Origin of the sequence: Xanthomonas pisi DSM 18956, assembly GCF_001010415.1 — a bacterium.
Taxonomy (GTDB): Bacteria; Pseudomonadota; Gammaproteobacteria; order Xanthomonadales; family Xanthomonadaceae; genus Xanthomonas; species Xanthomonas pisi.
Genome location: NZ_JPLE01000009.1, coordinates 39533 through 49871, shown reverse-complemented (window position 1 = coordinate 49871; position 10339 = coordinate 39533). Strand labels below are relative to the sequence as shown.

Annotated in this window: 10 protein-coding genes and 1 other RNA gene; 2 read left to right on the top strand and 9 right to left on the bottom strand. The window is 65.2% G+C overall.

What is annotated here, in order from left to right; all coding sequences use genetic code 11:
• Positions 1 to 313: 313 nt before the first annotated feature.
• The 4 genes from murU to Y887_RS01925 form a co-directional block, all read right to left on the bottom strand.
• The gene (gene murU / locus Y887_RS01940; RefSeq protein ID WP_046962751.1) at positions 314 to 1024 is read right to left on the bottom strand and encodes an N-acetylmuramate alpha-1-phosphate uridylyltransferase MurU; all 711 of its coding nucleotides are present in this window, start codon (positions 1022 to 1024) and stop codon (positions 314 to 316) included.
• Positions 1021 to 2040 carry an aminoglycoside phosphotransferase family protein gene (locus tag Y887_RS01935; protein WP_046962750.1) on the bottom strand — a complete coding sequence of 340 codons (1020 nt, stop codon included), beginning with the start codon at positions 2038 to 2040 and terminating at the stop codon, positions 1021 to 1023. The genes murU and Y887_RS01935 overlap by 4 nt, the downstream gene beginning before the upstream one ends.
• Before the next feature lie 49 nt (positions 2041 to 2089).
• On the bottom strand, positions 2090 to 2362 hold the full coding sequence (locus Y887_RS01930) for a GlsB/YeaQ/YmgE family stress response membrane protein (RefSeq protein WP_005993264.1): 273 nt from the start codon (positions 2360 to 2362) through the stop codon (positions 2090 to 2092).
• 313 nt (positions 2363 to 2675) lie between these two features.
• The gene (locus tag Y887_RS01925) at positions 2676 to 4169 is read right to left on the bottom strand and encodes a M20 family metallopeptidase (protein WP_046962749.1); all 1494 of its coding nucleotides are present in this window, start codon (positions 4167 to 4169) and stop codon (positions 2676 to 2678) included.
• Between the two features lie 157 nt (positions 4170 to 4326).
• Here Y887_RS01925 and Y887_RS01920 point away from each other — a divergent pair, with 157 nt between their 5' ends.
• Together Y887_RS01920 and Y887_RS01915 are read left to right on the top strand one after the other, a co-directional pair.
• Positions 4327 to 4701, top strand: coding sequence for a ComEA family DNA-binding protein (locus Y887_RS01920; RefSeq protein WP_006452365.1), 375 nt, complete (start codon positions 4327 to 4329; stop codon positions 4699 to 4701).
• 214 nt (positions 4702 to 4915) lie between these two features.
• Complete coding sequence (locus Y887_RS01915; protein ID WP_046962748.1) at positions 4916 to 5617, top strand: HutD/Ves family protein; 702 nt, start codon at positions 4916 to 4918, stop codon at positions 5615 to 5617.
• A gap of 138 nt (positions 5618 to 5755) precedes the next feature.
• On the opposite strand, the gene Y887_RS18455 is transcribed toward Y887_RS01915, so the two are convergent.
• The 5 genes from Y887_RS18455 to Y887_RS01895 form a co-directional block, all read right to left on the bottom strand.
• Positions 5756 to 5831: non-coding RNA, sX9 sRNA (locus Y887_RS18455), on the bottom strand.
• Between the two features lie 233 nt (positions 5832 to 6064).
• Positions 6065 to 7681, bottom strand: a complete 1617-nt coding sequence (locus tag Y887_RS01910) for a sulfite reductase subunit alpha (RefSeq protein ID WP_046962747.1) — start codon at positions 7679 to 7681, stop codon at positions 6065 to 6067.
• Positions 7678 to 8652, bottom strand: coding sequence for an FAD:protein FMN transferase (locus tag Y887_RS01905; protein WP_046962746.1), 975 nt, complete (start codon positions 8650 to 8652; stop codon positions 7678 to 7680). The genes Y887_RS01910 and Y887_RS01905 overlap by 4 nt, the downstream gene beginning before the upstream one ends.
• 199 nt (positions 8653 to 8851) lie before the next feature.
• Positions 8852 to 9655 carry a DUF4198 domain-containing protein gene (locus tag Y887_RS01900; protein ID WP_046962745.1) on the bottom strand — a complete coding sequence of 268 codons (804 nt, stop codon included), beginning with the start codon at positions 9653 to 9655 and terminating at the stop codon, positions 8852 to 8854.
• Between the two features lie 161 nt (positions 9656 to 9816).
• The gene (locus tag Y887_RS01895; RefSeq protein ID WP_046962744.1) at positions 9817 to 10332 is read right to left on the bottom strand and encodes a DUF2271 domain-containing protein; all 516 of its coding nucleotides are present in this window, start codon (positions 10330 to 10332) and stop codon (positions 9817 to 9819) included.
• Positions 10333 to 10339 lie beyond the last annotated feature (7 nt).

Genomic DNA, 10339 nt, shown 5'->3' with positions numbered 1-10339 from the left:
CCCACCCTCGCAGGACACGCTGCAAGTACCTGCATGCAGGCTCTTGTGCGGCATCCATGCCACGTAAGTTCGTCAACGGTTGGCGGGTAAGGACGCGTCGAGAGGGTCGGAGTGTGCGTGGTCGCGGTGCGGCCAGCCGACAACGCGCGGTCTGATCAGCTCCTTCGGTCCGAGCGATGTCATTGCCGGTCCCGGCATCACTTCACCCGTCGGCAAAGGCGCATGCGGCAAACACCTTGTACCCAGCGCGCCTGCGCCCGACAGTTGTTTGTCGACGCGCTTGCTCAAGCGCATCGCAATAGCGAGGTTGCGATCAGCCGCCGTCGCGCAGTAACTGTGCGTCCAGCTCCGCCAGACGCTGCGGCGTGCCGACATCGGTCCAGCGCCCGGCATGGTGGATGCCATCGATCAGCCCTGCCGCCATCTGCGCGCGCAGGATCGGCGCCAACGCAAACCGCGGCGCCGCGCCGGTCTGCTCTGGCACGTGGCCAATCACCGATTGCCAGTCGTGCAGCAGCGCCGGTCGATACATGCCGATGCCGGAATAGGTAAGCGTTGCGGGCAAATCCGCATGCACCTTGCCATCGGCGTCCAGCGCAAAGTCTGCGCGCTCTGCATACGCGGGGCGATCCACCAGCACCAACTGCGCCAGTCCTTCCGGTGCATGCGACAGGCGGGAAAAGTCGAAATCGGTCCAGATATCGCCATTGACCAACAGGAATGGGGCATCGCCCAACAGCGGCAAGGCATGCAACATGCCGCCGCCGGTTTCCAGCGGCGTTGCGCCTTCATGGGAATACGTCAGACGCAGACCGAACGCGCTGCCGTCTCCCAGCGTTTGCGGAAACTGCTCGGCAAGCCATGAGGTGTTGATCACCACCTCGTCCACACCCAACGCCGCCAGCTTGCGCAGATGCCAGACGATCAGCGGCGTGCCGCCGACCGACAGCAAGGGCTTTGGCGTGTGTTCGGTCAGCGGGCGCATGCGCTCGCCAAAGCCTGCTGCAAAAATCAGCGCCTTCATGCGTCGGCCTTCGCTGCGCGTGTTGCCAATGCGGGTTTGACCACCTCGTCCAGCAGTGCGATCAGCGGAGCCAGCTCGGCGTAGCGCGGCAGTACCTCGTCCAGATAGGCGATGAAGCGCGGCACATTGTCCAGATACCAATGCTTGCCATCGCGATGGCTCAGGCGCGAAAAAATGCCCAGGTTTTTCAGATGTCGCTGCACGCCCATCCAGTCCGCGTCGCGCAGGAATTGCTGCAGCGGCGGCACCGGCAATCCGGCCGTCTGCGCACGTGCGTGATAGCGCGCCAGCCAGCCGTCGACGCGTGCGATCGGCCAGCTGACCGAGGTGTCCTTGAACAGACTGATCGGGTCGTAGGCGATCGGCCCGATCACGCAATCCTGAAAATCCAGGACCGCCGGGCCAGCCGGCACCGGCATCAGATTGCGCGGCATGAAGTCGCGATGGGTGAACACGCGGGGCTGCGCCAGTGCGTTGTCCATCAAGCGTCGTTGCACCAGTTGCAACTGCTCGGCCTGCCCGCAGTCCAGCTGCACGCCAAGATGGCGACCCAGGAACCATTCTTCGAACAGGCCGGCATCGCGTTGCAGCAACGCCTCGCCGAACACGCCGCTGTCGGCGGGCGGCGGGATCTGTTGCAGCAACAGCAATTGCGCTATTGCGCCATCCAGCAGGGCGTCGGCATTGGCGTCGGTCAGAACCTGTGCCAGCGTCGGTACGCCCAGGTCCTCCAACAGCAGCAAACCGATCTGCAGGTCCTGTGCCAGCACGTGCGGCACGCGGACGCCGTGCCCTCCCAGCAGGCCGTGCATGCGCAACCAGGGGGCCACGTTCTCAAGCTCCGGTGGCGCATCCATCACGATGCGATCGGTGCCGCGTCCGTGCGTACGCCAGTAACTGCGGAAGCCGGCGTCGACCGACGCGCGTTGCAACGTGGCAGATGGATCATCCAGTGCGCGTCGCGCCCATTGCAGGCGCAGCGCGTCGCGCGCAGGGTCAGAAGGCGATACCGTCATGTGTCGTGGTTGCGTCAGAAAGTAGAGGGCAAAGCGCGTCTTGCGACGGTCAGCGTTTGCTGCCGCTGAACAACCGCAGCAGTGCAAGGATGGCGATGGCGCCGAGCAATGCGCCGAGGAAGCCGGCAGGCTCGCCTGCGTGGTACCAGCCCATGTAGCGGCCAAACCAGCTCGCCACCACCGCTCCAGCGATGCCCAACACGATGGTCAGCAGGCAACCCAGGCGCTGCGTGCCCGGCGTGATGAAACGCGCCAGTAGCCCGACCACAAATCCCACCAGCAGAATGTAGAGCCAGCTGTCGCTACCAAACAAGGTGTTCATCGCAGCACCGAAGGCGGAAGGGATCGGCAGACTAGCATTTCGGATGACGGCGACCTGCGCCGCAAGCGCGGTGCGGGCGGCGCTGATGGGATGCCTTCAGCAAGTGCTTGCGCAATGCCGCAGCAGCGTCGCCACATGGTGCCGGCGCAGGCATCGCTGTTCAACCGACTGCTCGAGTCCCCAGCTCCGGTCCTGGCGGGCCGGGAGCTGGGTGAGGGGCCGCTGCCCCCTTGCCGATGCTGCCTGGGTTGAGCGACTGCAAGGCCAGGCGTGACGTCAGCGCACGTCCTCGGCCCGCAGTGGTCTCACGGCCTCAACAGCAGCCATGTCCACCATGACGGGTGCCGCTATCGGCCGCCACCGGCGAACCGCTGGTTTCGCCGCGCAGGCAGGCCGCGTGATGCTCGGCGATCACCTTCGACACGCAGGCAGTGACGCGCTTGCCCATCGGGATGTGCAGGAACTCGTTCGGGCCATGTGCATTGGAATGCGGCCCCAGCACGCCGGTGATCATGAACTGCGCGCCCGGGAACTTCTCGCCCAGCATGCCCATGAACGGAATCGAGCCGCCTTCGCCCATGTACATCGCCGGCTTGTCGAAGAACGCCTGGCTGGCATCGTCGATGGCCTTTTCCAGCCATGGCGCCATGGCCGGGGCATTCCAGCCGGACGAGGCTTTTTCCAGTTCCAGCGTGACCTGCGCGCCATTCGGAGGGTCGCGCAACAGGGCCTGCTTGAGCAGCTCGCCGCAGGCCTTGCCGTCGGCGGTCGGCGGCAGGCGCAGCGACAGCTTCACCGCCGTTTGCGGACGCAACACATTGCCGGCCGAGGCCAGCGGCGGCATGCCGTCCACGCCGGTGATCGACAGTGCCGGGCGCCAGGTCCGGTTCAAGACCAGCTCGGTGAGGTCCTCATGCATCGGCACCAGGCCATCGACCATCGGGAACTTGTCGAAGATGGCGGTATCCAGCGTTGCCGCTGCGGCCTTGGCCTGGGTCAATCGCTCCGCCGGCACCTCCACGTGCAGACCCTCCAGCAGAATGCGGCCCGTGGCTTCGTCTTCGATGCGGGAGAGCAATTGCCGCAGCAGCCGGAAGCTGGATGGCACCACGCCGGAGGCATCGCCCGAATGCACGCCTTCCTCCAGCACCTTCACGCTGAGGTTGCCACCGGTCAGACCGCGCAGCGAGGTGGTGCACCACAGCTGCTCGTAATTGCCGCAGCCCGAGTCCAGGCACACCACCAGCGACGGCTTGCCGATGCGCTCGGCCAGATGATCCACATACGCGGGAAGATCGTAGCTGCCGGACTCCTCGCAGGCTTCGATCAGCACCACGCAACGCGCGTGCGGCAGACCCTGGGTGCGCAGCGCCAGAATCGCAGCCAGCGAACCGAAGATCGCGTAACCGTCGTCGGCGCCGCCGCGGCCATACAACTTGTCGTCGCGCAGCACCGGCTCCCAGGGGCCCAGGTCGGCATCCCAACCCGTCATTTCCGGCTGCTTGTCCAGATGGCCGTACAGCAACACGGTGTCGTCGCCGGACTTCGGACCCGTGGCAGGGATCTCGATGAAGATCAGCGGTGTACGGCCGTCCAGGCGCACCACCTCCACCTGCATGCCATCGATGGCCTGGGCGCGCGCCCAGGTTTCCATCAGCGTCACGGCCTGCTCCATATAGCCGTGTGCCACCCAATCGGCGTCGAACATCGGCGATTTGTTGGGGATACGGATGTAATCGACCAGCTGCGGGACGATCTCGCGGTCCCAGGTGTCGCTGATGAATTGGTCGATCTTGGCGCTGTCCATGAAGGCTCCGAATGCGTGACGTAATGACACATTCTACGCCCGGGGCTAGGGGTAGGGATTTCCCTACAAGGCGGCGCGCAGTTCACCGGCTGTGTGAAAAGTTCGTTGGCGATAGGATTGCTGCATGTGGCGCGGGACACTGGCTCCGCCGGCAGGAATGCTGGCTAGGACCATCACCCAAGCCACAAGGAGCGTTGCAATGAAGTCATTTACCGTAGTCCTGAAGTCCCTGCTACTGGCGTTGTTGTTGTCCTCGAATGCGTACGCGCTTGACAAGGTCGATATCAACACCGCGTCTGCTGAGGAATTGGACAAGGTGCTGACGAATGTCGGGCGATCAAAAGCCGAGGCAATCGTCGAGCACCGTCAGGCAAACGGTCCCTTCAAAAGTGCCGAGGAACTGGCACTGGTCAAGGGCATCGGACTCAAGACGGTCGAACGGAATCGTGACCTGATCGAAGTAGGAGCCACGATGGCTCCCGCCAAGAAAGCTGCCAAGGGGGCGGCGGTGAAACCGGTGGGACGGCGTTAAGGGGAAGGGATCCGAGATACGGTTCGACGCGAGGATGCGTGGCCGCAACCTAACTGGACAGGATGTCCGGGGGATGGCTGGAAGCCGACAAGGACGTGGAATCGCCCGGTGTTGCACTTGGATGTGCAGCCGGGCGTTTTTCGTTTCTGGGTGTGTCGCTCTGCCACGTGGCCTTGGCAGGGCTTGAGTGCCGGGCTTCGGGCACAATGCGCCGATGCAGCTGACAGACCTGAGCAGCCGGGTGATCCCGGCCACCGAGTACCGCCGCGAGCGGTGGCGCAATCAATTGGGTTGGACACGCGAGATCCTGCGACTCGGGGAGCCGGAGGCCTGGGCATTGCGGCTGTCGATTGCCGAGATCGAACGCGACGCCGCGTTTTCCGCATTCCCGGGGGTTGATCGCGAGCTGGTGCTGCTGCACGGCAACGGGATGCGGCTGCAGTTTGGTGCTGGCGTGCTCGATCCGGGCGATGCCGCCGCTCATGCGGATGGCCTGATCATGGGCACAACCGATGGCGATGGTGCCGACGCAAGCACTGCCGGTGCCGCGCGCGTGGTCGAGTTGCTGCCGCCTTACCAACGCGTCCGATTCGCTGGCGAGGAGGCCGTGGATGCGAGCTTGCTCGATGGGCCAACGCAGGATTTCAATCTGATGTGGCGCCGCGATCTGCTGCATACCGAGCTCCTGCATCGCCCCTTGGTCGGCACGATGCTGTTCTTCGCGGATCCGGGCAGCGCCTGGGCCATCCACCTGCTGGCGGGCCAGGCCAGCTTTGGTCGCGACAGTGCACTGCCGCCACTGGCTGCCGGTGATACCGCATGGCTGAGTGCATCGACGCGCACCCGTTACGTGCTCGATGGCGGCGGCGAGCTGCTGGCGATCCGGGTGAGTCCGCTCACTGGAACCCCTGATTAGCAGGACCGTACAGTTGAGGGTGTTCTTGTATGCATTGAACGGCCGAGGTGCAGGTGCAGGCGCAGCCAGTGGACCGGGGTAGCGAGCAGTTCGCATCGGCATGCGTCGCGTGCATTGTCTGCGTTGAGGCATTAAAGAGGCCGACAAAATGTGGCGAGCGTTCGTCAGGTAGGCGTGAACGGCGTGCAGGGACCGGAGTGTATGAGTGGCACACAAGGATTCCGAGCACTGGCCGCCGCCTGACGGCTGCCCAGTCTTTTTTAGCTGCTCTTGGCGAATTCGCAGAAATACAGCAGCTTGCCGAAGCGTGCCGATGCATAGCATGGCTGCCGGCAAAGAGATCGTCACTGTATGCCGGATTCGGATGCTATGCCTGCCCACCGATCGCCACGTGATGGCAGTACTACATGCTGCCAAGCCGCCAACTGCAGCCTGCACGTCTGTTGTTCAATACACATCCCGACGGTAGCGGCCGCTGCGTAGCAGTTCTTGCCTGACTTCGCTGCCCAGCAGGGTATCGAGGGTGCTGTCCACTTCGGGGGCCATGCCGCGCAGGCTGCCGCAGAGATAGATGCAGCCACCGCGGTCGATCCACTGGCGCAGGCTATCGCTGGCAGCGGCCAATGCATGTTGTACGTAACGCACTGCTGGGGTGTGGTCGCGCGAATACACAAGGTCCAGACGCGCGATCCAGCCAGCGTGTTGCCACCGCTGCAGTTCTTCGGCATACAGCGCATCGTGCGCGGCATTGCGTTCGCCAAAGATCAGCCAGTTGTCGCGCGCCCCGGCTGCGATGCGTGCGCGTAGATGGGCGCGCAAGCCGGCGATGCCGGTGCCATTGCCGATCAGCAGCATGGGGTGCTCGGGTGCTGGCGGATGAAACCCCGGGTTGCTGCGCAGGCGCAAGGCGATCGTCGCGCCGACGGGAGCATGCACGCACAGCCAGCCGCTGCCGATCCCAGGATGCCCGTCGGCATGCCGGTGTTCGCGGATCAGCAGTTCGACGTAGCCTTCTTCGCTGATCGATGCCAGCGAGTATTCGCGATGCGGCAGCGCGCGCAGGCGATGCACCAAGGCGGTTGTCTCCGATGACGCCGTGGCCGCCATCTGTGCATCGGTCGGCAGGTGCGAGCGACCAAGCCAGTCGCGCAGCGTACGACTGTCGACGATGTCTGCGCCGTCGCGTCGATGGCGCTGCAACCATGCCTGGACACTTTCCGCAGCGTTTTCCGGTGCGATCTCGGCGATGTCGCCAGCAACCCATGGCGGCAGCGTGCCATCGATGGGCGTGAGACGCAGTCGATGGATCGGTGCGCCTGCACTGCCTGGATTGACGTGGACGCGCTCGCGCAGCTGCCAGGCGGCGTAGCTCGGCACGCTCCAGTCGGGCTGGCTCGCAAGTGCAGGCGCCAATGCCGACAGGCGCTGTTGCCATTGCTGCAACGCGCGCGGGTCGGCATTGTCGACCTCGATGCGCGCGAACAGGCGGGTGCCGCCGCGCGCCTGCAGGCTGTCGTCGAGATGTCTGCCGAATGCGCAGAACTGGGTATAACGGCGATCGCCGAGCGCCAGCACCGCGTACTGCACGGCGGCCAGATCCTGCCCGTTGTCGGCGAGCCAGTGACGCACCGCAGCCTGCGCATGATCCGGGGCATCGCCTTCGCCCGTGGTGCTGACGATGCACAGCAGACGTGGCACGCGTGCGAGCTGCTCTGCACCCACTGCCTCCAGCGGCAAGGCATGGACGCCGATGCCTGCCGATTGCAAGGCAGCAGCGCTGCGTTCGGCCAGTTCGCGTGCGAACCCGGTCTGGCTTGCCCACACGATCAACACGCCGCTGCTGTCGCCGTGCGGCGTGTCGGCGCGTGCCCGGCGGCGCAGGACCACCGCAGCGCACAGCACGGCATACCCGGCCATCCCGACGGCGGCCCATTGCCAACGCTGCGGTGTGGGCGCGCCCCACCACGCACCGTCATGCAGGCGGGCGAGCCATCCAACAAGCGCGGCCAGGACGAGCAGCGCCATCCCGTTACCCAACCACACGCGTGGGCTTGCGACACTCATGACGCCGCCAGACGCTGCTCGAACGCAGGGCTCATCGCTTCGCGCAGGCTGCCATCGTGGCGCGTCAGGAAGCGCACTGCCAGGTCGGTCTTGGCGGCATGGGCGAGCCCGGCAGCGGTGCCGAGCACGGTCATCGCGGTGGCCCAGGCATCGGCCTGCATGGCGTCGCGCGCCAGGACGGTGACGGCGGCAGGCGCGTGCGGAATCGGCGCTCCGGTCCGTGGGTCGAAGGTGTGCGCGTAGCGCATGCCGTCGGCATCGAAGCGGTGCCAACGATCGCCGGATGTGGCGACTGCCAGCCCGTCCAAGGCAAGCACACGTGCCGGCAAGGCAGCGCCGGCGTCCTCATCGGGCGCGGATTCAACCAGTACACGCCATGCGCTGCCATCGGGTTTGCGCCCATAGCCGAACAGTTCGCCGCCGACATCGATCAAGGCGCTGTCGATGTCGGCCTGTCGCAATGCGCGGTGTACGCAGTCCACTCCGAAGCCTTTTGCGATGCCGGACAGATCCAGTGCGACAGCGCCGGGTTGCAGCAACCGCTGGCCATCCAGTTGCAGGCGTCGCCAACCGCAGCGCAGGCGGACCAGCGCGATCTGCTCGGGCGAGGGGACGCGTCGCCGGCCGCCGGAGGCGCCAAAGCCCCACAGCTCGACCATTGGGCCGACCGTGGGATCGAACGCGCCGTCGCTGGCCTGGGCAATCTGCAGCGCGGTGCGCAGCACGCTGAAGAAGTCATCGGGCAAGGTCTGCCAGTCACCTGCTGCAGCACGGTTGTAGCGGCTGATATCCGAGTCCGCTTCCCAGGTGCTCATTTGCGCGACCACACGGTCGAGCGCCGCCTGGATACGCGCATGCAGGGGATGCAGGTCGCGCGCACGCGGCGCTACCAGCTTGACGCTCCAGGTCGTGCCCATGCTGCGCCCGCCCAGGGAGGCAACGGCGTTGTCTGCGGAAGAAACTGGATGCATGTGTGGACCGGTCGAGCAGGTGCTGCTGAGGCAGCCATGGTGACGCGCGAAGGTGCCGTTTGCATCACGCGGTCTGTGCCTGAGGCAGCAGGGATGCACGGGTGGATGCTCCGCGCCGTGCACCCGCCAATGGCATGTGTCGCCACCACAGCGCCACTGCACCGACCATCCGGTCAACGCAGTGGCGGGCGTGCGGCGATTACTGCGGCAACACTTCCAGTGTGGCGACATAGCCAAGACGGCGTTGCTTGGCCTGCGGCAGCGAGGTCTTGCTATCTTCGCTGGTGGTTTCCAGCCAGTACATGCCCGGTTCCGGCCAGGTCACGCTGAAGCTGCCTTTGGCGTCGGTCTTGAGCTTGATCTCGTTCTGCGCATCGCGATAGCGCGTGCCGCCACGCACGATCTCGATCTCCAGCCCGGCTGCCGGCTTGCCGTCCAGCTGCAGGGTGAACTGCGCCGCTTCACCTGCGACCAGATCGTTGGGGTGGGTCACCGGAATCAGCTCGATGCCCTTGCCGCTGGGCTTGAATGCGGTTGTGGTCGGCGCGCCACGGGTCACGAAGGTTTCCACGCGATTGAGCGATTGCGAGACCTGCAATTCCTGCGCGTTCTTCGGCACTTCGGTGGCAAAGCTGGCCTCGTTGCCGCGCCAGCGCTTGGGCTTGCCGTCTTCCTTCCAGCTGGCGAACAGCCCGGCATTGATGATGCTGAGCTTGTAGGTACCAGGCTGGGTGAGCTGCAGGTCGAACACGCTGCGGTACTTGCCGGTGGCCGGGTTTTCCGGTTTGAGCGCACTGCCATCGGGCGCGGTGATGCTCAGATTATCCAGGCGCAGCGGCACGTGGTTGAAGTAGAACAGGTCGTTGGACACTGCCGCATCGACGGTGATCCACGGCGCCTCGCCGGCGATGACGGTCTGCGACGGCAGCAACCAGGCCTTGTGGGCGAGTGCGCTGACCGGCAGTGCGGCGAGCATGGCGATCAGGACGAGCGAACGTTTCATGACAACTCCTTGAAGGACGATGAGGACGGTGGGTCACGTGTCTGATCAGCGCGCAGGTATGGCGCTGCGTGGATGCGTGGGAAGCGATATGGGTCTGGTAACGCGGTGTATTACGCGCCCGTGCCGTGGTCTGCCGCGTACGCTGGAACAGCAGGTGACGCTCAGGGCTTGGCGACCAGGCTGATGGCGCCGAGCTCGCTGCTGCCGCTGGCCTTGGCGGTCTGCGCAGACGTCGCCGGCCAGCTGAAAGGCACCTTGACCAACTCGCGGCCGCCAACTTCGCGCGCGGCTTCCACCACCAGCGTGTACTGGCCGGCCGGCAGCGACTTCAATGCGCCCTTGGTGTCGGAGAACGACAGCGCATGTGCGCCAGCAGGCCGGGTGGGGCCGGTCACGCCGTCGACCGGCACGTCCAGCGTGCGGCCGCTCTTGCGCCACCACTGGCGTAGATCCGGCAGCCACTTGGTGCCGTGGCCTTCGGCGGTGTCCTTGGATTGATACCAGACCGCCAGATTGGCGGCGACCTTCTGGTCCGCACCTTCCAGCCAGATCGCCACATACGGGCGGTGATACTCGGCAACGTTGAGTTTGGGGATTTCGACATTGATGTCGAGCGTGGCCGCATACGCCGGCATGGCGAGCAGGCCGCTCAGGGTGATGGTCAGGGTGGCGCGCATGATCGTC

Excerpts from the sequence above, each read along its gene's own strand:
- murU (WP_046962751.1), bottom strand. The coding sequence starts at position 1,024 with ATGAAGGCGCTGATTTTTGCAGCAGGCTTTGGCGAGCGCATGCGCCCG.
- Y887_RS01935 (WP_046962750.1), bottom strand. The coding sequence starts at position 2,040 with ATGACGGTATCGCCTTCTGACCCTGCGCGCGACGCGCTGCGCCTGCAA.
- Y887_RS01930 (WP_005993264.1), bottom strand. The coding sequence starts at position 2,362 with ATGAACACCTTGTTTGGTAGCGACAGCTGGCTCTACATTCTGCTGGTG.
- Y887_RS01925 (WP_046962749.1), bottom strand. The coding sequence starts at position 4,169 with ATGGACAGCGCCAAGATCGACCAATTCATCAGCGACACCTGGGACCGC.
- Y887_RS01920 (WP_006452365.1), top strand. The coding sequence starts at position 4,327 with ATGCTGGCTAGGACCATCACCCAAGCCACAAGGAGCGTTGCAATGAAG.
- Y887_RS01915 (WP_046962748.1), top strand. The coding sequence starts at position 4,916 with ATGCAGCTGACAGACCTGAGCAGCCGGGTGATCCCGGCCACCGAGTAC.
- Y887_RS01910 (WP_046962747.1), bottom strand. The coding sequence starts at position 7,681 with ATGAGTGTCGCAAGCCCACGCGTGTGGTTGGGTAACGGGATGGCGCTG.
- Y887_RS01905 (WP_046962746.1), bottom strand. The coding sequence starts at position 8,652 with ATGCATCCAGTTTCTTCCGCAGACAACGCCGTTGCCTCCCTGGGCGGG.
- Y887_RS01900 (WP_046962745.1), bottom strand. The coding sequence starts at position 9,655 with ATGAAACGTTCGCTCGTCCTGATCGCCATGCTCGCCGCACTGCCGGTC.
- Y887_RS01895 (WP_046962744.1), bottom strand. The coding sequence starts at position 10,332 with ATGCGCGCCACCCTGACCATCACCCTGAGCGGCCTGCTCGCCATGCCG.